Consider the following 21,288-nt stretch of genomic DNA (forward strand, 5'->3'; position numbering starts at 1 on the left):
GGTGGCCGCTCACCCTCCGGACCGCGACGAGTCGGCGACGCCGAACTGCCGGACGGTGGACATCGTGGAGGAGCCGTCGCCGAGGTAGGTGATGCCCTTCTTGGTGGCCCAGTCGCTGCCCAGGTAGAAGACGGGCGCCAGCCACGCGTTGTCGACGCCGAACTTGTTGATCTCCCGGTAGATTCCGCCGGCCTTGGCCGGGTCGAGTTCCCGGGCGGCCTGGCCGAGGAGCTCGGTCAGCTTCGGGTCGGTGGAGCGGAAGACGTTGCGGAAGCCGGTCGGGGTGTAGAAGCTGCGGGTCATGACCGCGTCGGAGGCGAGGCCCTCCACGAGCAGGAACATGGGGTACTTGCCGGACGCGACGGCGGTGGTGGTCTGCTGGGCCGGCACCGGTTCCCAGGTCACCTTGATGCCGATGTCGGCGAGCGCCTGGGTGAACAGCGGCTCGAAGGACTTGGTGAAGACGAGGCTCGGCATGGTGACCTTGAAACCGTTCGGGTAACCGGCCTCGGCGAGCAGTTTCTTGGCCCCGGCGACGTCGTAGGGATACAGCTGGTTGAGCGCCTCGTCGTAGGCCTTGCTCTTCGGGTTGAACAGCTGGTCGGTGGCCTTGCCGGAGCCGCGCAGCACCTGCGTGACCATCTTCTGCCGGTCGAAGGCCATGTTGATGGCCTTGCGGACGCGCAGATCGCCGAGCGGCTTCAGCTTGGTGCCCGCACGGTCGGCCAGGACCAGGAAGGCGCCCGCGGTCGCCTGCACATGCGTGATCCGGAAGCCGGCCGCCTTGAGTGCGGGCAGCTGGGAGACGTCGGCGGTGCCGGCGTTGGTCTCGCCCGCCTTGAGGGCGTTGGCGGACGCGGTCGGGTCGGTGATCACCCGGATCTTGACCGTCTTGAAGGGGTACGCCTTCTTGTTCCAGTAGTCGTCGCGCCGGTTGAGGACGTACACCGAGCCGTTGACCGTGGTCTTCGGGTCCAGGGTGTACGGCCCCGAGCCGACCGGGTTCAGGGCGGTGCTCTTGTTCGCCATCGTCTTCGGGTCGCCGATCACACCGGGCGACGTCGACAGCGCGGCGAGCAGTGAGGCGTCGGGCTGCTTGAGGTTGATGACGACCGTCGAGGCGTCGGGGGCCTCGACCGAAGCGACGGACGCCAACGACAGCTGGCTCTGCCCCGGCGTCGAGCGGATCCGCTCCAGGGTGGCCTTCACCGCGTTCGCGTCCACCGGGTCGCCCGAGCTGAACTTCATGCCCGGGCGGATCTTCAGGGTCAGCGTGCGGCCGTCCTTCGAGTACGACCAGCTCTGCGCGGCGCCGGGGTGGAGTTCGCCCTTGTTGTCCTGGAGAAGGAGTGTGTCGAAGATCGAGTCCCAGACGTAGGTCTGCTGGCCCTCGACGAGCTGGGCGGGGTCGAACGAGTTGGGTGTGCCGAGGATGGACAGCGCGAGGGTCCGGTCGGCGCCGGAGTCCGACGCGGAGGTCGGGGTGCTGCTGTCGCACGCCGAGGTGGCCGTCGCCAGCAGGGCGACGGCGGCGACGGCGGCCAGTGCCTGGGAGCGCTGTCGCGGCCGTGGCCCGGGCCGGGAAGGCGAGAAGCGGATGCGCATGGGTGGATTCCTTCGTCCTGGAACCTGGAGAGCCGAGGCCTTCGTCGGTGTGTCGGTAGGCCGGTGCGGTCATGCACGGGTGCACGAGTGGGGCGACACACGCGTGGGGGTGTGCGGCGGAGCCCTGAGTGACGTCGGCATGCGGTGGTGAACAGGGCCCGCTGCGCCGGTCGTTGCTCCGCCGGCGCACCCTGTCACGCGAACAGTTACCACGTGGTCGAATTTCATTCGGAAGGTAAGCCCCGGCGGGAAGCGCGGGAAGAGTGGGGACCGCGTTCGTAATCAGAGCGTTATCCGGCGGGAACTCGCCGCGTCCCGCCTCTTGCGCTCGGGGCCGCCGCCGCCCACACTCCGAGCAGACCGCGAAATGTTAAGGCTTGGAAGGTTTTTGGAATGGTGATGCGGGATGCGGGAAGAGGAAGCGCACTGTGACCCCGGCCAAGGCCCGCGGCCCGTACACCAAGACCCCGGCGAGACGGGCGGAGATCGTCCGGGCGGCGCGCGAGAGCTTCGCGGAACACGGGTTCACGAAGGCTTCGCTGCGGGACATCGCCGAGCGGGCCGGCATCACCCACGCCGGGCTGCTGCACCACTTCCGCACCAAGGACGACCTGCTCGCCGCCGTGCTCGCCGAACGCGACACCGAGGAACGGCGGTACGCCGAGTCGAAGGTCCCGGACATGGACCATCTGGCGCCGTACCTCGGCGACATGTTGCGCCACCACCAGAAGGCCCCCGAGCTGATGCGGCTGTGGATCGAGCTCGCGGCGGCCGCCTCACGTCCGGAGCATCCCGCACACGGCTACTTCGTGCGGCGCTACGCCTGGGGAAGCGATCAGTTCGCGCGGGGCATGCGCGGCAAGGCCGACCGCGGAGAACTGCACGAGGCGCTCGCCCCTGAACACGCCGCCACCCTGCTCCAAGCCGTGCTCAACGGCCTGCAGTTGCAATGGCTGCTCGACCAGGATCTCGACATCGTCGGCCCGGTCCGGGCCTTCATGAGGATGACCTTCCCGCAGGCCGCACCACCGGAGGACGCAGAATGAGACGTGGCACTCTCGCCGTCCAGCTGTACAGCGTGATCGACGCCCTGGAGGCCGACCGCCCCGGCACGCTCGCGCGCCTGGCCGCGCTCGGCTTCCGTCACGTCGAGCCGTTCGCGCTCGGCCTGTGGAACACGCCTCCCGATGAACTGGCCGCCACCGCACGTGCGTTGCGCGCGGACCTGGACGAGGCCGGTCTCGGTGTCGGCTCGGTGCACATCGCCGTCTCGGCCGACGGCCAGGCAGCCGCGGTCGAGGTCTGCCGCATCCTCGGCACGGACACCGCTTTCGTGCCGATTCCGTGGCTCGTCGACGGTTTCGACGAGCGGTCCCTGGAGAGCCACGACGGGGTGCGCGCCTTCGCCGGCCGTCTCAACGAGGCGGCACGGGAGCTGGCAGGGGCGGGGATCCGGCTCGGTTACCACAACCACCACTTCGAGTGGGCCCGGCTGCCGGGCGGCGCCCACGCCTTCGACGTGCTGTGGGATCTGCTCGACCCCGAGGTCCTCGCCGAGGTCGACGTCTACTGGGCCGCCGTGGCCGGCCAGGACCCGGCCGAGGTCCTGAAACGTCTCGGAGAGCGCGCCGTGGCCGCCCACGTCAAGGACGGCCCCGCCACATTGGACACCGCGCAGACGCCCATCGGCACCGGTGACATCGACATTCCGGCCGCGTTGCGCGCCGGGACCCATCTGCGCTGGCACATCACGGAGATCGACCGCACCGAAGCCGACCGCTTCGAACTTCTCGCGGCCAACCGGCAAACGCTCCTGGCAGGCGGCCTGACCGTCCCCTGACATCGTCGACCGCTTCGAGAGGCGTAGGCCTGTGCCGGACTACCGGTTCGCGGCAGTCCAGGGTGGTGGCGATGCGCGAGGCTCCGCCGGACGCCACGTCCTGAAGGGTTGCCGTCCTCGGGGACTGCCCGCCGCTCGGCTCAACTCGTCTTCCCCACGCGGCGGGTGGCGCTGAAGTTGCCGCAACGGAGGGGTTCCACCGTGGTGCCGTCCGGGAAGACGACGCGTGCGGTGGTGGCCGGGGGGACGTCGAGCGTGACCGTGAGTAGATCGCCGGTCGTCCGCCACTCGACGGCGATCGTGCCCTGCGGGGACTCGTGCGTGCCCCGGGCCCACGGCACGGACGGGTGCGGGACGGGCGCGACCTCGAAGGACTCCCAGGCGACCGACCCCGGCGTCTGCCGCAGACCCAGGACGTGGGTGTGCAGGAAGCGGACCACCGCGCCCTTGCTGTAGTGGTTCAGCGAATCGTGCGCGGTGCCGGTGTCGTCGACGCCCTCCCAGTCCTCCCAGATGGTCGTCGCGCCGCGGTCGACCATGTACAGCCAGGACGGCGCGCTGCGCTGGAGGAGCAACTCGTAGGCGACGTCGGGGTGACCCGTATCGGCGAGGACGGGAAGCAGGTCGCCGGTCGCGAGGAAGCCGGTGCCGAGATGCGTGCCGGCCGCGCGGATCAGCTCGACCAGGCGCGCGGCGGCGGCCTCACGCAGTGCACAGGGGACGAGGTCGAGCGACAGCGCGCGCACGTAACCGGCCTGGGTGTCGCCGACCGTGCGTCCGTCGGGGGAGAGGAACTCGGTGCGCCACGCGTCACGTACCCGCTCGGCGATCTCGGCGTAGCGGTCCGCGTCCTCGGTACGGTCCAGCACCCGTGCCACGCGGGCCAGGGTCGCCGTCGAGCGGTACAGGAAGGCCGTGCCGATCTCGCCCTTGTCGGCCAGGAACCAGGCGACGGGATCGTCCTTGACCGGGTCGACACGGCTCCCGTCGGCCGCCCTCACCCGGGGCTCGGTCCACTCACCCCAGTGGAAGGAGCCGTCCCACAAGTACCGCTCGTGCGGCCGCGGTTCGGCCGAGCGCTCGGTCCGGGACGGGTGACGGAGCGTACGGGCGGTCGTGAGCGCCCACTCCACCCAGCCGACCATCGCCTCCCAGTTCTCCGCCAGCACCTCCCGGTCGCCGTACGACTCGTACAGCTCCCACGGGACGGCGACGACGGCGTCGCCCCAGCCGGCCGAGCCGGTCATCAGGGCGAACTGGTCGTCGAGGTGGTGTTTGATACGGCGTCCGTCGGGCGAGAAGTTGGCGATCCGGCCGTCGGGCAGCTGGTCGTCGCGGACGGAGCACAGCCATTTGCGGCTGAAGCCCAGGACGTCGTACAGACGTGTCGCGGTGGGGGCGAAGACCTGGTAGTCGCCGGTCCAGGCGAGCCGTTCACGGGTCGGACAGTCGGTGGGCACGTCGACGGCGTTGCCGCGGAAGCTCCACTCGGCGATCTCGTGGAGGCGGTTGAGATCCTCGTGGCCGCTGGTGAAGGTGCCGGTACGGCGCAGGTCGGAGTGGACGACCCGCATGACGAGGCTCGCCGGGTCGAGCGGGGCGCCGTCGCGGCGGACCCGGACGTACCGGAAGCCGTGCACGGTATGGCGCGGCTCGAACGTCTCACCGCCGCCCGCGGACACCACCTCGTCGCGCTGGACGAAGGGGATCGATGCCTGGCCCGGCCGGGTCGCGTCCAGGTGACGGGTCGTCAGGTCGCCGTCGGGGCCAAGGTGTTCGCCGTAGTCGATGACGGTACGGGTCCCGGCCGGTCCGAGGTCGCTCAGAGTGATCCGGCCGGAGGCGTTCTGACCGAAGTCGGCGATCCAGAGCCCGTCCCCGATCCGCTGGACCGACTGTGCGGGGCGCGATTCCACGACCCGCACCGGCGGGGCCGGCGACCAGGTGATCGCGGGTGCCTCGACCCGGTCCACGAGGACGGGCCGTTCGGTGCCGGGGCCGACGCCGAAGTCGGTGGTCTGCCCGTCCATGAGGTCGGCCCGGGTGATGGCCGACTCCGCGCTCGTCCACGTCCCGTCGGTGCGGACGACCTGCCGTGTGCCGTCCTCGTGCACGAGGTGGAGTTCGGCCCGCGCGCCGGGCACCGTGCCCCAGCCGGCCGGTTGGCGGAAGGCGCCCACCTGGCCCCGGTACCAGCCGTCGGACAGCAGGATCTCGATCCGGTTGTCGCCCGTGACGACGGCGTCCGTGACGTCGTAGGCCTGGGCGTGGAGCGTACGGTCGTACGAGGTGGCCCCGGGGGTGAGTTCGGCGGTGCCGGCCCGCTCGCCGTTGACGTACGCCTCGTAGAGCCCGAGTGCCGTCGCGTACAGCCGTGCCGAGTGCACCCCGGCCCGCACCGAGAACCGGGCCGACAGCGCGTATGCGGGCCGCCTGCCGTATCCGCGGTCGCCGGACTCGGCGGGACTGATCCAGCGCGCCCGCCAGTCGGCGGCCTGCAGACCGCTCTCGAACGTGTGCCACCGCGACCACGGCGAATCGCCGTCGGCGCCGAGCGCCCGGACCCGCCAGGCCACCCGACGGCCGCTGTCCAGCACCGCCCACGGCCAGGGGAGGAACCGGTGCGCGCCCACCGCAGTGGTCACTGCGGGCCGCGCCTCGCCGTCGACGGTGCACTCCACCTCGTACGCCACCGGGCGTGCCGCGTCCGACGGCGGCTTCCACGACAGCCGGGGCGTGGGCCCCGACACGGGGAAGGTGTCCCCGCCGCTGTCGATGCTCAGGTCGTACGGTGCGTTGTGCATGCTGTGCCTTCTCGGAACTCAGTGGAACAGGACGGTTCTTGGGACGCCGGCCGGGGCGCCGCTACCGGACAGACTTGATCTTGAACTTGACGATGAGGCCCCCGACCAGGGCCAGGACCGCGCCGATCAGGTAGAGCTGGGTGTAGTTCTTCTCGCCGCCGTCGCTGACGCCGAGGGTGATGACGAGCGGGGCTATCAGCGGGGCGACGGCGCTGGGGATCTTCTGCGCGAAGGCGACGACGGCGAGATAGCGGCCCGCCTCGGCCCGGTCCGGCAGGACGGCGAACACGATCGCCTGGTCGACGGCGCTGAACAACGCGATGGCGAACTGCATCAGCACCGCGCCGACGACCAGTTGGGCCAGCGAGTGGGCGAACGCCTCGGTGACCGCCCCGGTGACGAACACCGCGGAGCCGATCAGGGCGAACAGCTTGCGCCGGCCGAGCTTGTCGGAGAGGAAGCCGCCCCCGATGGCACCGCCGGCGGCGGCCATCACACCCACGGTCCCGATGACCGCCACGATCCCGGCGACCTCCTTGACCGGCAGGTCGAGCCGCTGCGCGTAGAAGAAGGTGCCGAAGGTGGTGTTGAAGTACAGGCCCATGAAGAAGACGAACCGGCCGAGCCAGTTCCAGCCGAAATCCGGGTACTTGCGCGGGTTGAAGCCGTAGCTGGCGACCACGTTCCGCACCGTCACGCCGCCGGCGCGCACGAGCGCGCGGGAGTCGCCCTCGGGCTTGAACACCGGGAACAGGATCACCAGGGCCGCGCCCAGCACGCCCGGGACCAGGAACACCAGAAACGTGCTGGAGGCCACCCCGTACGCGAGGCCGATGCCGATCACGGGGGCGATCTGGGCCATGACACTGGTCAGCGCCGAGACCCGGCCGCGCTGCTCCTCGGGCACCCGGTCCGCCTGGACGTTCTGGACGGCCTGCCCGGTCGTGGACCAGCCGATCATGCCGACCACCCACGCCAGGCCCAGCAGGAGGACCGACGGGGCGAGGGCCACTCCGACGAGCGCGACGGTGCCGAGCAGGGCGCCGCCGATCATGAAGGGGGTCCGGCGGCCGAGCCGGGAACGGGTCCGGTCGCTCCAGAGGCCGATCATGGGGCTGAGGACCAGGTAGACGAACTGCGCGGACCCGGTGACGTAGCCGAGCTGTTCCTCGTGCCCGGGCGCCAGGTCGGAGATCCGCACCGCGAGCGAGTAGGAGAGGGGCACCATCAGGGCCAGGGAAGCGCCGAAACTGGCGATCATCAGCCAGAGGAGGTAGTCCCTGCCGACCTTCTGGAGCGGCGGTGCCTCGATCTCGGGCTCGGCGGGCGGCTCGGTGGGAACCCCGGCGGCGTCCTGCGGCGACACCGTCAACGGGGGCACCACCACGCTGACGTCTCGGTCGGCGTGAGGCATGAGGACTCCTTTGTCACATGGTCACGAGGGGTGGCGGCAGCCGGCGGGCGCCAGGGACGGCCGCCTCCGGGACGGCGGGCGAGGATGCCGGCGGCACGGTCGATGCCGTACCGCCGACCGGTCCCGGGGTCGAGACATGGGCCGCCTTCTCGGTCGCGCGGCGCAGCGGCAGCCCAGCGCTGCGCAACGCAAGCCCCCTGCTGCGCAACGAAAGCGCGACGCCGCGCGCCCCCAGAGCTGTCAGTCGGCCGTGGCCTCGCCGGGCTTGCGGCCGGCCAGGCCGTGCCAGCGTCGGCGCAGGGCGAACGCGGCGGACTTGGGCTTGCGGTCGCGGGTGAACACGCCCTTCTTGTTGCCGTCGACGCGGTGGATGCCGGGCGAGGTCTGGAAGTCGGCGAAGTTCCAGACGTGTTCGCCGACGAACTCGGGGATGCGGTCGAACACGCGGTGGTACATGGCGAGGAAGTCGCTCTGGTACTCCTCGCTCCACGGGGTGTCCCAGACGGAGTGCAGGCCGGGCTGGGTGTCGGCGCCGTACTCGGACATCATGACGGGCTTGCCGAAGCGCTGGACCCACCCGCGCAGGTCCTGTTCCAGATACCCCTCGGCGGTCGCGAGGTCGCCCGTGAACAGGTACCAGCCGTAGTAGCGGTTGATGCTCAGGACGTCGAACAGGTCGCCGATCTGGTCGTTCTGCGGGGTCGCGAACATGACGGCGGCGTAGGTGAGGGGCCGGGTCGGGTCGAGTTTGCGGGCCAGTTCGACCAAGGGCTCGAAGTAGTCGCGCGCGCCGTCCTCGTTGGAGGCCGGCTCGTTGGCGAGGCACCACATCACCACGCTCGGGTGGTTCCTGTCCCGCTCGATCAGCTCCCGCAGGTGCTGGGCGTGGACGTCCCGTGTCGTTCCGCCGAAGTTCTCCGGCGCGAAGGTGGGGGTCGGCGGAACACCGGTGAGCCCGCCCTGGACTCCCAGGTTGAGGCCGACGGCGGCGGTCTCGTCGATGACGACGATGCCGTGCCGGTCGGCGAAGTCCAGGACCTCTTCGGCGTAGGGGTAGTGGGAGGTGCGGAAGGAGTTGGCGCCCGTCCACTGCATCAGCTGGAAGTCGTGCACGAGGTAGGCATCGTCGTGGCCCTTGCCGCGGACCGGGGTGTCCTCGTGTTTGCCGAAGCCGGTGAAGTAGAAGGGCTCGCCGTTGATGAGGAAGTCGGTGCCCCGTACCTCGACGGTACGGACGCCGAAGGGCTGGGCGTAGCTGTCCACGGTCTCGCCGTCGACGGCCAGTTCCACGACGAGGTCGTAGAGATAGGCGGCGCCCGGCTGCCAGAGCGTGACGTCCTCGATGCGCAGGACGCCCTCGGGGCCGTGGCCCTCCGCGACGGTCCGGCCGGACTCGTCCACCGCACGCACCCGCACGGTGACCGTGTCGGCGCGCTCGCCGACGGTCTCCACGCGGTACTCGACGGTGCCGGCCGCGCCGTCCCGTCCGGTGACGACGGTGACGTCCTCGACGAAGGTCGTCGGCGTGCTGTACAGGCGGACCGGGCGCGCGATGCCCGCGTAGTTGTAGAAGTCATGCAGATACGACTGCCGTTCCCGGCCGTCGGGGCCGGTCGTGACGGTGCCGGGCGGGATCGTCACGTTCGTCAGCCGGTTGTCGACGCCGACCGTCAGCCGGAACTCGGCGCCGGGCTCGACGACGCCGGTGAGATCCGCCTCGAACGGTGTGTAGCCGCCGGTGTGTTCGGCCACGAGCCGTTGGTCGACGTAGACCTGCGCGGCGTGGGTGACGGAACCGAAGCGCAGGACCACGCGTTCGCCGGTCCAGCCGCGCGGCACGCGCACGTCGCGCTGGTACCAGACGACTCCGACGTGGTCACGGATCTCCGGGTCCACGAACAGGTCGTTGTAGCTGGCGGGCACGGGGACTTCGAGCGGTGGGGCGAGACGCGACGCCCACGGGGTCGCGCCGGCCCGGGTGCCGAGAGCGAACCGCCACAGGCCGTCGAGACCGACGAGGTCGCGGGTGGGGGTGGTGCGGGGCGAGAGCATGGGGTTCCTACCGGGTCGTCGGAGCGGTGGGGGTGGGGGGCGCGCGGTTACGAGGTCTCGCCGGCGTCGGCGAGGAGCGTGCTGCCCGTCATGAAGGCCGAGAGATCGCTCGCGCAGAACAGCACCACCCGGGCGATGTCGTCGGGCACGCCGAGCCGGCCGAGCGGGCCCGGCTGCATCACGGACATGAAGGAGTCGGCGTCCACTCCGGCCGCGGCGGCCGCCGCCATGTTCCCCTCGGTCGGTACGAACGTCGGTGCGACGCCCAGTACGCGGATGCCCAACGGGGCGAACTCCAGGGCGAGTTGGCGGGTGAGGCCGCGTGCCGCGTGCTTGGAGCCGACGTACGCGGCGAGCCCGGGGGCCGTCCCGCGGAACCCGGCCGTGGAGACGACGTTGACGATGACGCCCCCGTGTCCGGCGTCGCTCATCCGGCGCGCGGCCTCGCGGGAGCCGAGGAAGACGCCGCGGGTGTTGACCGCGAACACCTCGTCGAAGGCCTTGGCGGACATCTCCAGCGCGGGCACGCTGGGGAAGATCCCGGCGTTGTTCACCCAGATGTCGATGCCGCCCAGCTCCCGGACCGCGAGGTCGGCGGCGGCCACCACGCTGTCGGGGTCGGTGACGTCCAGACGGGCGGCCAGGGCACGGCCGGGGCCTCGGGCGCCGAGTTCCTCGGTGACGGCGGTGGCGAGCTCGTCATGGATGTCCGCGACGAGCACATCGGCTCCCGCCTCGGCCAGCCGCTCGGCGACGGCCCGGCCGAGCCCCTGGCCCGCGCCGGTCACGACGGCGCGCCGCCCGGCCAGGGAGACGAGTTCGGTCAGGGACTTGGACGAGACGTCGGGTACGGATATCTGCACGGTGTGTCCCTCCGTTGGAAGTGCGGGTCAGATCCGGCCGCGGCGGGCGGTCTCGCCCAGCCAGAAGAGAGAGGGCTTGGGGCGGCGCTCGAACGTCTCGCGGTCCACCTCGACCAGACCGAAGGTCGGCGCCCAGTGACCCCACTCGTAGTTGTCGAGCAGGCTCCAGTGCAGATAGCCGCGTACGTCCACGCCGTCGGCGATCGCCTTGCCGAGGTGCTCAAGGGCCTCGCCCGTGTAGGCGATTCGACGGGCGTCGTCGCCGGTGGCGATGCCGTTCTCGGTGACCAGGATCGGCAGGCCGCCGGTGACCTCGGCGGTGTGCCGTACCGCGATGCCCAGGGCGTCGGGCCGGTAGGCGGTGCCCACGAGCGTGTTGTCCGGGTGCTGCGGGTGGGGCTCGATGCCGTCCAGATCGACCCACTGGCTGGAGTAGGACTGCACGCCCACGAAGTCGTCGCCGCGCGAGCCCGCCAGGTAGAGGTCCTCCCACACGTACTCCAGATCCCGCTTGTTGTTCTCCGCTCCGGGACGGGCCACGAAGGCGCGGTTGGCGACCGTCCAGCCGACCTTGGCGTCGGTCCGCTCGTGCAGCACCGTTCGCGCGGCCTGATGTGCCTCGACGAGCCGCTGACCGATCACCACGTCGGGGGCGGGCAGTTGCGGGCGCGGGCCCTCGTTGTCGAGGGTGGGGCTCTGCCACTCCTCGCCGGCCTGCGGGTTCTGGAAGGCCCGCGCCATACCGACCATGATGGCCAGCATGTTCGGCTCGTTCATGGTGACGACCCACTCGACCCCTTCGAGGATCGGCGCGACCGTTTCGACGTAGGTCCGGAACCGGTCCACCGCACGGTTGCCGAGCCAGCCGCCTTCCTCCGCGAACCAGAGCGGGCTGGTGAAGTGGTGCAGGGTGACGACCGGCGTCAGGCCGAGTTCGAGGGCTGTTTCGATCATGCGCCGGTAGTGGGCCAGTTCGGCGCGCGAGACCAGGCCGGGGAGCGGCTCGATACGGGCCCATTCGACGCCGAAGCGGTAGGCGTTCAGCCCGGCGTCCGCGAGCAACCGCATGTCCTCGCGGTACCGGTGGTAGCTGTCGCAGGCGTCGCCGCTGCGCTCCATGCCCGGGATGCGTCCCTCGTTCGCCCAGAAGTCGCTGTTGAGGTTGTTGCCCTCGATCTGGTGCGGTGCGGTGGAGGCTCCCCAGAGGAACGCGGGCGGGAATTCGGTCATCGTCGACTGCTTTCCTGAGTGTCGGTGGTGTGGGCCTCGTGGCACCTGGGCCACGGTCCGGCCGTTCGGGCGCGGGTGGGCAACGGCCCGAGTGCGGAGGGGCGTTGGGGGTTGAGCGAGCTCTCGGCAGAGCGGGTTGCGGCCTTGCCGGTTCGTCGGTTCGTGAGTGCCGGTGTCCGGCCGACCAACTCTTACCGTGTGGTTAGTTTTCGTTGGGACGGTAGACCGGGATCACAAGGGCGGGAAGGCTGCCGCTCGGCTTCGTGATCAGAACGTTATGCGGCGACGTCTCGGCCGGTGAGGGTGGCCGTCAGCCCGGAGTGGGCGGACGGAAGCGGTACACGTCCAACCCATGGCGGCACCGTCGCTCCTGCGAGGAGCGCGTTTCGTGGCCGCCAGGTGTGAGTGAGGTCCCTCGGGCCGCCCGCGAGGTCGTGCGCGGGCGTGCCTTCAGAGGGTGCGCGATGCGCTGCTCGGCGACACGTTCACCGGTCGCCGCGGTCGTTCTCGAAGAGCAGGCGTACGAAGTCGGTGACGGGCCCGGCGATGTCGAGGTCCTGGTCCAGCACCCACTGCAACTGGAGTCCGTTGAGCACGGCGTGGAAGAGGACCGCCGCGTTCTCCGGGGTGACGCCCTCGCGCAGCCTGCTGTGCGCGGCCTCGCTGTCGAGTCCCTCGGCGAACTGCGTGCGCCCGCGTTCGTAGCGTTCCACGAAGTAGGCGTGGGCGGGATGGTCCGGCCGTGCGGCCGCGGCGGCGAGCTCGATCCACAGGCGCATCAGTTCGGGCGCCTTCTGGTGGTGGCGGATGAGCTCGCCGAGATAGGGGGCGAGCTGGTCCGGGCTGTCCACCGCCTCCAGGCCCTGCTGCCATTCCTCCGCGTCGCGTTCGGCGAGCACCTCGGCGAGGAGTTCGTCCTTGTTCCGGAAGTGGTGCAGGAGGCCGGCGTGGGTGATGCCTGCTCGTTCCGCGATGTCGCGCAGGGAGGCCTTGGCGTAGCCGTTCTCGGCGAAACTGTCGCGCGCCGCTCGTACGATCTCCGTCCTGCGGGCAGGCGTCTTGGCATACGGTCCACGCGCTTTTGCCTGGCCCACGGTGCGCTCACTCTCCTCGACGAAGCCTGGTCCGGGACGGTCCTGCGCGGCTGCTGAGACCTCAAAGCTTCCCACATGGTCAAGATTCGTGTCTGCGCACACCCTTCCCCTGTCTGTCGCGCGGGTCTAACGTCTGACCGGAAACCAACCGTGCGGTAAGAGTTGGCCGCCGAGTCGGTCGGGGGGCCGGCCATGCCCTTCAGTCGTCGGCGGGGGCGCTTTCGTAGCGTTGGAGGAACTTTTCCACGAAATCGAGGGCCTCGGCGTGCCGGGTAGTCATGCCCATCGTGTTCTCCATCATGAGGATCCGCCCGAGGGCGTTGGCCAGCATGAGCAGCACGGTGGGGGACACCCCCGGCGGCAGCTCGACGCCTGTCTCCGCGAGCCGTCGCGTGAGTGCCTCCAGCTCTACCTCGCGGTAGCGCTCGGCGCGGGCGGCGAGTTCGGCACGGATCGCCTTGCGGTGGTTGGCCAGCGCGGTGAACTCCGTGGTCAGCGCGTTCCCCGGGTGACTGGTGACCTGCCACAGGGCGCGTATCGGCTGGGGGCCGTCCAGTCGGCGGGCCACCCGCTCCAGCTCCTCGTCGCCCCGTCGTCGCAGCACCGCGAGGAAGAGGTCGTCGAGGGTGCGGAAGTAGTACAGCACCAGCGCCGGGGCCACCTCGGCCTCGCGGGCCACCCGGCGCACGCCGACGGAGGCGTACCCCTCCTCGAGCATCAGCCGCTCGGTGACGTCGAGCAGGACCTGGCGCGTCTTCGAGTTCTCGGTGCCCATACGGCGAGGCGCAGTCATGCCGCTCATTGTCCTTGACGGCTCCCCGGGGCGCTGTTAAACAAGTGTTCAGCGCTCGTGTTAAACACTCGTTCAACATGAACGAACGGAGGGCACCTGCTGATGGCTCCCTATACGGGCACCCGCACTCCGCGCGTCGAGGATCCGCGACTGCTGACCGGCACCGGCACCTACGTCGACGACGTCGTACGGCCCGGAATGCTGCACGCCTGTTTCGTCCGCAGCCCCGTCGCGCGGGCCCGCATCGCCGCGATCGACGTGTCCGAGGCGCTCCGACTGGACGGCGTGCACGCCGTGTTCGTCGCCCAGGACCTCAACTCCGGCGTACACGAGCAGTGGTACACGTTGAACGGGCCCGAGGATCCCGACACGCCACGCCCGCCGCTGGCCGCGGACGAGGTGCGGTTCGTCGGCGACCCGGTGGCCATGGTCGTCGCCGTGGACCGCTACCGGGCCGAGGACGCCGCCGAGTTGGTGGTCGTGGACTACGACGAGCTCCCGCCGGTCGTCGACTACGCCACCGCCCTGGAGTCGACCGAGTCGGTCCACGCCACTCATCCGGGCAATCTGGTGGGTGAACTCGCCGGACGCCCGATGGAGGAACTCGCCCCGGTCTTCGAGGACGCGCCGCACGTGGTCGGCGTGACGATCCGTCAACAGGCGTACTGCCCTGTGCCGTTGGAGACCCGTGGCATCGTCGCGGAGTGGTCCGCGCCCGCCGGGGAGATGACCGTCTGGGCGGCCACCCAGTCCCCGCACGAGGTCCGCTCCTTCTGCGCACGTCTGCTCGGTGTCGACGAGCACCGGGTGCGGGTGGTGATGCGGGACACCGGCGGCGGGTTCGGACAGAAGGTGCTGCCGCAGCGCGAGGACATGTGCGTGCTGCTCGCCGCCGCCAAACTGCCCGCCGCGCTCAAGTGGATCGAGGACCGCCAGGAACATCTCATGGCGGCCGGCCAGGCCCGCCACGAGCACGGCGAGGCGAGACTGGCCCTCGACGACGAAGGCCGGATCCTCGCCGCCACCCTCGACCACGTCCAGGACGCCGGCGCCTACCCGACCCCATCCCCCGTGCAGAGCGGCCTCGCCGTCGGCCTGCTCTTCCCCGGCCCCTACCGCATCCCCCAGGGCACCTTCCGCTCCCGGTTCGTGTTCTCCAACACCAGCGGACGGGTGGCCTATCGCGGCCCCTGGCAGTTCGAGTCGATGGCCCGCGAGGTCCTCCTCGACACCGCCGCCCGCCGCATCGGCATGGACCCGGTCGAACTGCGCCGCCGCAACATGCTGCGCCGCGAGGACCTGCCGACAGCGAACTTCAACGGCATGCCCTACGACCACATCACCCCGTACGAGACCTTTGAGCAGGCCCTGGAGATGCTCGACTGTCCGGCGTTCCGGCGCGAGCAGGAGCAGGCCCGCGCCCAGGGCCGCTACCTGGGCCTCGGCACCTGCACCTACGTCGAACCGACCGCCGGGGCCACCCCGTTCCACGGCACCGAGGGCGCGACCATCCGCATCGAGCCCTCCGGCAAGGTCAACGTCTACGTCGCCGGGGGATCGTGCGGCAACAGCCTGGAGACGACCGTCGTCCAGCTCACCGCCGACGCGCTCGGCGCGGCCATCGAGGACGTCAGCACCATCCAGGGAGACACGGCACTCACTCCGTACGGCGCCGGGACCGGCGGCAGCCGGTCCGGTCCCATGACCGCAGGCGCAATCGCCGAGACCGCGGCCGGATTACGTGACCGGATCCTCGCGATCGCCGGTCACCGACTCGAAGTCGCCGTGGAGAAGCTGGAGTTGACAGGCAGCCGGGCGTCCGTGACGGGTGACCCCGAGAAGTCCCTCACCCTCGCCGAGATCGCGGACATCGCCTATTTCCAGCCCCACGCCATGCCGCCAGGTGTGCCGGCCGGCCTGGAAGCCAGCGGACGCTACCGCTCACCGCACCTCATGATCTGGGCCAACGCCACACACCTGTGCACCTGCGAGGTGGACATCGTCACCGGCGGCGTGAAGCTCCTGCGCTACATCGTCAGCGAGGACTGCGGCCCCATGATCAACCCCAGTGTGGTGGAGGGCCAGATCTACGGCGGAACCGTCCAGGGGATCGGTGGTGCCCTCTACGAGCACCTCGCCTACGACGAGGACGGCAACCCCCTCGCCACCACCTTCATGGACTACCTCCTGCCCACCGCCACCGAGGTGCCGGTCATCGAACTGGGGCACATCGAGACACCGAGCCCGGGACCCGGTGGCCACAAGGGTGTGGGGGAGGGCGGCGCGATCGGCTCCGCCCCAGCCATCGTGAACGCGGTCGCCGACGCCCTCGCACCGCTCGGTGTGGAGATCGGCCGACTGCCACTGACCCCGGCGTCGATCGTCGAACTCGTCGAGCAGGCAGGGGTGATGACCCCATGAAGCCGGCAGCATTCGAGTACCACGCACCCACCAGCGCCGAAGAGACGGTCGCGCTGCTCGCCGAGTTGGGCGACGAAGGGAAGACCATCGCCGGAGGCCAGAGCCTGGTCCCCATGCTGGCGCTGCGCCTTGCCACCTTCGGACACCTCGTCGATCTGCGCCGCGTGCACGAACTCCGAGGCATCGAACAACGCGACGGGACGGTGCGCATCGGTGCCACGACCACCCAGGCCACTCTCCAACGCTCCGAGGACATAAGGGACTTGGTGCCGCTGCTCGCCCGAGCCACCCCGCTGATCGGCCATTTCCAGATCCGTAGCCGCGGCACCGTCGGCGGCTCACTCGCCCACGCCGACGCCGCGGCCGAGTACCCGGCGGTGGCCCTCACCCTGGACGCCGAGCTCGAAGCGCTGTCGGTGCGGGGGCGCCGGACCATCCCCGCCGCACGCTTCCTCACCGGGACCTGGACCACCGCCCTGGCCGAGGACGAGCTGCTCACAGCCGTCACCTTCCCGGTCTGGCGGCGGCCCCGCGGCTTCGCGATCGAGGAATTCGCCCGCAGAAGCGGGGACTTCGCGCTCGCCGGTGCCGCTGTCGCCGTCGGCCTGGACGCCGGCGGACGGGTCGACCGGTGTGCCATCGGCCTGTTCGGACTCGGTCCGAGCGCATGCCGGGCCCACACCGCGGAGGCCGGGACCATGGGACGCGAACCCGCCGAGGACATGGCCGACGACATCGGGCGCCAGGCCCTGGCCGACCTCGACTCCATCCCGTCCGACCTGCACGGATCGGCCGGCTATCGCAAACGCGTCGGTGCGGCCATGGTGGCCCGCGCCTGGCGGCGCGCCGTACGGGAGGCGGTCCATGGCTGACGACATCGACATCCGGATACGGGTCAACGGCCTTCCACGTCGTGCCACCGTTCCGCCCCGGCTCACCCTCGCCGACTTCCTGCGCGTCAACTGCGGCCTCACCGGCACGCACTTGGGGTGTGAGCACGGTGTCTGCGGCGCCTGCACGGTGCTGCTGGACCGCGAAGCCGTGCGCGCCTGCCTGGTGTTCGCCGTACAGGCCGACGGAAGCGACGTCACCACCGTCGAGGGGATCGCCTCGCCCGACGGTGAACTCTCAGTCGTACAGGCCGCGTTCCGTGAACACCACGGGCTCCAGTGCGGGTTCTGCACCCCGGGCTTCGTCGTCTCGGTCACCGCCTTCCTCGCCGAGAACCCCAAACCCACCGACGAGGAGATCCGCGCCGCCCTGTCCGGCAATCTGTGCCGCTGCACGGGATACCAGGGGATCGTCAACGCCGTCCGGGCCGCCGCCGACCGCGAGGACTCCGTATGAAACTGGAGAACAGGCTCACCGTTCCCGCGTCCGTGGACGAGGCTTGGCGGGTCCTGCTCGACATCGAACGCGTCACTCCGTGCGTCCCCGGTGCGACGCTCACCTCCCGCGACGGCGACAGCTTCCAGGGCCGGATCAAGGTCAAGCTCGGCCCCGTCAGCCTGACCTATCACGGCACCGTCACCTTCCTTTCGCGGAACGAGGCGGACAGGACAGTCGTGCTGGAGGCCGGCGGAAGGGAGATCCGCGGCAACGGGACGGCCAAGGCGCGGGTGACGTGCCGACTGGTCGCGTCGGGCACGAACTCCACCGACGTCCTCGTGGACACCGACCTCGCGATCACGGGCAAGCCCGCCCAGTTCGGCCGCGGCACCCTCGCCGAGGTCGCGGGCACCCTCATCGGGCGGTTCGCCGAGAACCTGGCCGCCGAACTCGCCGTAGCCGAGCCGGATCCCGTGACACGTCCCTCCGATCCCGCCGTAGCCGAACCCATCGACCTCATCGACGCCGCCGGCGCGAGCGCCCTCAAGCGCATCGCACCGCCGGCCACCGCACTCGCCGCGCTGCTCCTTCTCGTGCTCCTGGTACGCGGCCGCCGACGCACCGACCGGTGACCAGGCCTCCCCGCCGCCGTCACCCCGCCCCGCCCCGACCCATCCCATCCCATCCCTTACTCACGAAACGAGGTCACTCATGCCCGGACGAGTGGAAGGCAAGGTCGCCTTCATCACCGGCGCCGCCCGAGGTCAGGGCCGCAGCCATGCCGTACGGCTGGCGGAGGAAGGCGCCGACATCATCGCCGTCGACGTGTGCAAGCAGCTCGACGGCGTCACGTTCCCGATGTCGACCCCCGAAGACCTGGAGGAGACGGTCAACCAGGTCCAGAAGCTGGGCCGCCGGATCCACGCCGTACAGGCCGACGTCCGCGACCACGACGCGCTCAAGGCAGCCGTGGACGACGGCGTCGCCGAATTCGGCCGGCTGGACATCGTCGCGGCCAACGCCGGCCTCGGCAGCGACGGCGCCACGCTCGACGCCATGGAGGAGAAGACCTGGCGCGACATGATCGACGTCAACCTGACCGGCGTCTGGTTGTCCGCCAAGGTCTCCATCCCGCACATCGTCGCGGGCGGACGAGGCGGCTCCATCATCCTGACCAGCTCCGTCGGCGGCCTCAAGGGCTACGCGAACATCGGCCACTACATCGCCGCCAAGCACGGCGTGGTGGGCCTGATGCGCACGATGGCAGGGGAGCTGGGGGCACACAACATCCGCGTCAACACCGTGCACCCCACCCAGGTGAACACCCCGATGGTGATGCACGAGGCCACCTACCGCATGTTCCGCCCCGACCTGGAGAACCCCACCGTCGACGACTTCGCGGCGGTGTCCCAGGGCATGCACATGCTCCCCACCCCGTGGGTGGAGCCGCTGGACATCAGCAACGCCGTCCTCTTCCTCGCCTCCGACGAGGCCCGCTTCGTCACCGGCGTCACCCTGCCGATCGACGCCGGCGCCCTGCTCAAGTGAGCCGCACACCACAGGGAGATGCGTCCATGACCACTGTCGACACCGTCTACTGGGACCCCTACGACCCGGCCCTCGCCCGCGACCCCTACCCCCTCTACGCACGGATGCGCGAGGAGGCGCCGCTCTACTACAACGAGCAGCACAAGTTCTACGCCGTCAGCCGCCACGCCGACGTCCAGCGCGGCCTCGCGGACTGGCAGACCTACTCCTCGTCCCGCGGTGACATCCTCGAAATCATCCAGGCGGACATCGAACTCCCGCCCGGCACCCTCATCTTCGAGGACCCGCCCGTCCACGACATCCACCGCAAGCTCCTCGCCCGGGTGTTCACACCCCGCCGCATCGCCACCCTGGAGCCGCGTGTACGGGCCTACTGCCGACGCGCACTGGAGCCGGTGACCGGTGCCGAGCGGTTCGACCTCGTCGAGGCCGTCGGCGCCGAGATGCCGATGCGGGTGATCGGGATGCTCTTGGGGATCCCGGAGGCCGACCAGCCCGCCATCCGCGACCTTACCGACGAGACGCTGGGCACTGAGGGCGGCGGAAAGATCAATCACGAGGACATCCTCAGTACGGACGCCTTCAAGGACTACATCGAGTGGCGCAAGCGGCACCCCTCCGATGACCTCATGACCGAGCTGATGACCGCGGAGTTCGAGGACGAGAACGGCATCACGCGCACACTCACCGACGACGAGGTCCTGACCTACTGCTCCGTGGTTGCCGGCGCAGGCAACGAGACCACGGGCCGCCTCATCGGCTGGTTCGGCGCGCTCATGGCCCGATACCCGCAAGCCCGCCGGGAGTTGGCGGCCGACCCCACCCTCATCCCCAACGCCATCGAGGAGATCCTGCGCTTCGAGCCGACCGGCCCGTTCACCGGGCGGTACGTCACCAAGGACGTGGAGCTGTACGACCGCACGGTGCCGGCCGGCAGCGCCGTCCTCTTCATCCAGGCCGCCGCCAACCGTGACCCCCGCCGCTTCGACGACCCCGACCGCTTCGACATCCACCGCGTCACCCAGCACATGAGCTTCGGCGTCGGCGCCCACTACTGCCTGGGCGCGGCCCTGGCCCGGCTGGAGGGCCGGATCGCGGCGGAGGAGATCCTCGAGCGGTTCCCCGGCTGGGACGTCGACTGGGACCACGCCGAGCTGGCGCAGACCTCGACCGTGCGCGGCTGGAAGACCCTGCCGCTTGTCGTCGAAGGAGCCCGATGACGACCGAGTGGTGGAACGTCACCGTCGACACACGGATGTGCGTCCGCACCGGGCTGTGCGCCGCCTCCGCGCCCGAGCACTTCGAACTCGACGCGAACGGCCAGGGGCATGCGAGGTCCGCCACCCTTCCGGCATCCGAAGAGGTGCTGGAGGTGGCCGAGTCGTGCCCGATCGAGGCCATCGGTATCAGGGACGCGGACACCGGTGAGCAGGTCTTCCCGCCGCCGGGCTCCTGAACATTTCTCCAACTGACTGACTGCTAAGGCAGTTGACTTCACGCCATGGCGAAACTAGATTCCTGTCATGCGGAAATGACGTTCTCAAATCTGCGCAACACTGCTCTTCAAGGAGTCTGGTGTCGTGGTTCAACCGTCCGTGAAGGAACAGATCGTCCTGGCCGCCGAGCGGCTCTTCGCCGAGCACGGCCTCGACGGGGTGTCTCTGCGTCAGATCAGCGCGGCGGCCGGGAACGGCAACAACACGGCGGTGCAGTACCACTTCGGCACGAAGGAGCACCTTGTCCAGGAGATCTTCGAGTACCGGCTGCCGGAGCTGAACGAACGACGCAGGCTGCTGGTCGCGCGCCGGCGCCCGGACGATCTCAGGACCTGGGTGGAGTGCCACCTCCTGCCCGTCCTGGAACAGGGCGAACAGGAGGGCAGTCACTACCTCAGCTTCGTCGCGATGCTCCAGCAGCACGGCCGCCGGGACGTCTTCGAACGCCTTTCGGCCGAACTGAGCAAGCCCACCAACGACTTCGTCGAGCGGATCGGCACCCTGCTGCCGCACCTTCCCGAGCCGTTGCGCGGCCACCGCATCTCGCAGGCCCTGGCCTTCGGCGTGCATGCCGCCTCCGAACGTGAACGCACCCGGGCCCGCGGCGGGCACGTGCTGTCCTTCGCCGTCCATGTCGGGGACCTGCTGGACGGCCTGGTCGGCTTCCTCCAGGCCCCGGTGTCCCAGACGACCTCGTCCGTGCTCGGCGAGACCGAGACCGGGACCGGGACCGGGACCGGGACCGGAGCGAGTGAACCGGTCCTGCCGCTTCATCCCTGAACAGCCGCCCTCCCACCCA

At 70.2% G+C, this 21,288-nt stretch carries 19 protein-coding genes; 10 read left to right on the forward strand and 9 right to left on the reverse strand.

Features of this window, described 5'->3' with window-relative positions; all coding sequences use genetic code 11:
• Nucleotides 1-9: 9 nt before the first annotated feature.
• The gene (locus SSP08S_RS47595) at nt 10-1,605 is read right to left on the reverse strand and encodes an ABC transporter substrate-binding protein (protein WP_019074724.1); all 1,596 of its coding nucleotides are present in this window, start codon (nt 1,603-1,605) and stop codon (nt 10-12) included.
• A gap of 428 nt (nt 1,606-2,033) precedes the next feature.
• On the opposite strand from SSP08S_RS47595, the gene SSP08S_RS57500 reads away from it, so the two are divergent.
• Together SSP08S_RS57500 and SSP08S_RS47605 are read left to right on the forward strand one after the other, a co-directional pair.
• Nucleotides 2,034-2,651, forward strand: coding sequence for a TetR/AcrR family transcriptional regulator (locus tag SSP08S_RS57500; protein ID WP_019074725.1), 618 nt, complete (start codon nt 2,034-2,036; stop codon nt 2,649-2,651).
• Nucleotides 2,648-3,445: a sugar phosphate isomerase/epimerase family protein gene (locus SSP08S_RS47605; protein ID WP_019074726.1), complete on the forward strand. Its 798-nt coding sequence runs from the start codon at nt 2,648-2,650 to the stop codon at nt 3,443-3,445. Before SSP08S_RS57500 ends, SSP08S_RS47605 begins: the two co-directional genes overlap by 4 nt.
• A gap of 140 nt (nt 3,446-3,585) precedes the next feature.
• Here the strand turns inward: SSP08S_RS47605 and SSP08S_RS47610 are convergent, their stop codons facing one another.
• The 8 genes from SSP08S_RS47610 to SSP08S_RS47640 form a co-directional block, all read right to left on the reverse strand.
• The gene (locus SSP08S_RS47610; RefSeq protein ID WP_019074727.1) at nt 3,586-6,249 is read right to left on the reverse strand and encodes a family 78 glycoside hydrolase catalytic domain; all 2,664 of its coding nucleotides are present in this window, start codon (nt 6,247-6,249) and stop codon (nt 3,586-3,588) included.
• A 61-nt stretch (nt 6,250-6,310) separates the two neighbouring features.
• Nucleotides 6,311-7,663 carry an MFS transporter gene (locus SSP08S_RS47615; RefSeq protein ID WP_019074728.1) on the reverse strand — a complete coding sequence of 451 codons (1,353 nt, stop codon included), beginning with the start codon at nt 7,661-7,663 and terminating at the stop codon, nt 6,311-6,313.
• A gap of 13 nt (nt 7,664-7,676) precedes the next feature.
• On the reverse strand, nt 7,677-7,850 hold the full coding sequence (locus SSP08S_RS62235) for a hypothetical protein (protein WP_158697322.1): 174 nt from the start codon (nt 7,848-7,850) through the stop codon (nt 7,677-7,679).
• A 53-nt stretch (nt 7,851-7,903) separates the two neighbouring features.
• Nucleotides 7,904-9,715 carry a beta-glucuronidase gene (gene uidA, locus SSP08S_RS47620; protein WP_019074729.1) on the reverse strand — a complete coding sequence of 604 codons (1,812 nt, stop codon included), beginning with the start codon at nt 9,713-9,715 and terminating at the stop codon, nt 7,904-7,906.
• A 47-nt stretch (nt 9,716-9,762) separates the two neighbouring features.
• Nucleotides 9,763-10,578, reverse strand: a complete 816-nt coding sequence (locus tag SSP08S_RS47625) for an SDR family NAD(P)-dependent oxidoreductase (RefSeq protein WP_019074730.1) — start codon at nt 10,576-10,578, stop codon at nt 9,763-9,765.
• A 27-nt stretch (nt 10,579-10,605) separates the two neighbouring features.
• Nucleotides 10,606-11,808 (reverse strand): glycoside hydrolase family 1 protein, encoded by a 1,203-nt coding sequence (locus SSP08S_RS47630; RefSeq protein WP_019074731.1) that lies wholly within the window; start codon nt 11,806-11,808, stop codon nt 10,606-10,608.
• A 485-nt stretch (nt 11,809-12,293) separates the two neighbouring features.
• Nucleotides 12,294-12,902, reverse strand: a complete 609-nt coding sequence (locus SSP08S_RS47635) for a TetR/AcrR family transcriptional regulator (RefSeq protein ID WP_019074732.1) — start codon at nt 12,900-12,902, stop codon at nt 12,294-12,296.
• A 199-nt stretch (nt 12,903-13,101) separates the two neighbouring features.
• Nucleotides 13,102-13,695 carry a TetR/AcrR family transcriptional regulator gene (locus tag SSP08S_RS47640; protein WP_026179442.1) on the reverse strand — a complete coding sequence of 198 codons (594 nt, stop codon included), beginning with the start codon at nt 13,693-13,695 and terminating at the stop codon, nt 13,102-13,104.
• Between the two features lie 102 nt (nt 13,696-13,797).
• Between SSP08S_RS47640 and SSP08S_RS47645 the strand changes: the two genes are divergently transcribed.
• The 8 genes from SSP08S_RS47645 (at nt 13,798) to SSP08S_RS57505 (ending at nt 21,269) form a co-directional block, all read left to right on the forward strand.
• Complete coding sequence (locus tag SSP08S_RS47645; RefSeq protein WP_019074734.1) at nt 13,798-16,116, forward strand: xanthine dehydrogenase family protein molybdopterin-binding subunit; 2,319 nt, start codon at nt 13,798-13,800, stop codon at nt 16,114-16,116.
• On the forward strand, nt 16,113-16,988 hold the full coding sequence (locus SSP08S_RS47650) for an FAD binding domain-containing protein (protein WP_019074735.1): 876 nt from the start codon (nt 16,113-16,115) through the stop codon (nt 16,986-16,988). Before SSP08S_RS47645 ends, SSP08S_RS47650 begins: the two co-directional genes overlap by 4 nt.
• Nucleotides 16,981-17,463, forward strand: coding sequence for a (2Fe-2S)-binding protein (locus SSP08S_RS47655; RefSeq protein WP_019074736.1), 483 nt, complete (start codon nt 16,981-16,983; stop codon nt 17,461-17,463). Before SSP08S_RS47650 ends, SSP08S_RS47655 begins: the two co-directional genes overlap by 8 nt.
• Nucleotides 17,460-18,077, forward strand: a complete 618-nt coding sequence (locus SSP08S_RS47660) for an SRPBCC family protein (protein WP_019074737.1) — start codon at nt 17,460-17,462, stop codon at nt 18,075-18,077. The genes SSP08S_RS47655 and SSP08S_RS47660 overlap by 4 nt, the downstream gene beginning before the upstream one ends.
• Nucleotides 18,078-18,156: 79 nt before the next feature.
• Nucleotides 18,157-18,993 (forward strand): mycofactocin-coupled SDR family oxidoreductase, encoded by an 837-nt coding sequence (locus SSP08S_RS47665; RefSeq protein ID WP_019074738.1) that lies wholly within the window; start codon nt 18,157-18,159, stop codon nt 18,991-18,993.
• A 26-nt stretch (nt 18,994-19,019) separates the two neighbouring features.
• Nucleotides 19,020-20,213, forward strand: a complete 1,194-nt coding sequence (locus tag SSP08S_RS47670; RefSeq protein ID WP_019074739.1) for a cytochrome P450 — start codon at nt 19,020-19,022, stop codon at nt 20,211-20,213.
• Entirely contained in the window at nt 20,210-20,449 is a 240-nt protein-coding gene (locus SSP08S_RS47675; RefSeq protein ID WP_019074740.1) for a ferredoxin, read from the forward strand. Before SSP08S_RS47670 ends, SSP08S_RS47675 begins: the two co-directional genes overlap by 4 nt.
• Before the next feature lie 124 nt (nt 20,450-20,573).
• A complete protein-coding gene (locus SSP08S_RS57505; protein ID WP_019074741.1) occupies nt 20,574-21,269 on the forward strand; it encodes a TetR/AcrR family transcriptional regulator in 696 nt (231 codons plus the stop codon).
• The last annotated feature ends 19 nt before the right edge of the window (nt 21,270-21,288 follow it).

This window comes from Streptomyces hokutonensis (assembly GCF_000376565.1).
In the GTDB taxonomy this organism is placed as follows: domain Bacteria; phylum Actinomycetota; class Actinomycetes; order Streptomycetales; family Streptomycetaceae; genus Streptomyces; species Streptomyces hokutonensis.

What these genes read in the sequence shown, in the direction of transcription:
- SSP08S_RS47605 (WP_019074726.1), top strand. Translation starts at nt 2,648, where the DNA reads ATGAGACGTGGCACTCTCGCCGTCCAGCTGTACAGCGTGATCGACGCC.
- SSP08S_RS47655 (WP_019074736.1), top strand. Translation starts at nt 16,981, where the DNA reads ATGGCTGACGACATCGACATCCGGATACGGGTCAACGGCCTTCCACGT.
- uidA (WP_019074729.1), bottom strand. Translation starts at nt 9,715, where the DNA reads ATGCTCTCGCCCCGCACCACCCCCACCCGCGACCTCGTCGGTCTCGAC.
- SSP08S_RS47665 (WP_019074738.1), top strand. Translation starts at nt 18,157, where the DNA reads ATGCCCGGACGAGTGGAAGGCAAGGTCGCCTTCATCACCGGCGCCGCC.
- SSP08S_RS47615 (WP_019074728.1), bottom strand. Translation starts at nt 7,663, where the DNA reads ATGCCTCACGCCGACCGAGACGTCAGCGTGGTGGTGCCCCCGTTGACG.
- SSP08S_RS47670 (WP_019074739.1), top strand. Translation starts at nt 19,020, where the DNA reads ATGACCACTGTCGACACCGTCTACTGGGACCCCTACGACCCGGCCCTC.
- SSP08S_RS47675 (WP_019074740.1), top strand. Translation starts at nt 20,210, where the DNA reads ATGACGACCGAGTGGTGGAACGTCACCGTCGACACACGGATGTGCGTC.
- SSP08S_RS47610 (WP_019074727.1), bottom strand. Translation starts at nt 6,249, where the DNA reads ATGCACAACGCACCGTACGACCTGAGCATCGACAGCGGCGGGGACACC.
- SSP08S_RS47595 (WP_019074724.1), bottom strand. Translation starts at nt 1,605, where the DNA reads ATGCGCATCCGCTTCTCGCCTTCCCGGCCCGGGCCACGGCCGCGACAG.
- SSP08S_RS47660 (WP_019074737.1), top strand. Translation starts at nt 17,460, where the DNA reads ATGAAACTGGAGAACAGGCTCACCGTTCCCGCGTCCGTGGACGAGGCT.
- SSP08S_RS47640 (WP_026179442.1), bottom strand. Translation starts at nt 13,695, where the DNA reads ATGACTGCGCCTCGCCGTATGGGCACCGAGAACTCGAAGACGCGCCAG.
- SSP08S_RS47645 (WP_019074734.1), top strand. Translation starts at nt 13,798, where the DNA reads ATGGCTCCCTATACGGGCACCCGCACTCCGCGCGTCGAGGATCCGCGA.
- SSP08S_RS47650 (WP_019074735.1), top strand. Translation starts at nt 16,113, where the DNA reads ATGAAGCCGGCAGCATTCGAGTACCACGCACCCACCAGCGCCGAAGAG.
- SSP08S_RS47630 (WP_019074731.1), bottom strand. Translation starts at nt 11,808, where the DNA reads ATGACCGAATTCCCGCCCGCGTTCCTCTGGGGAGCCTCCACCGCACCG.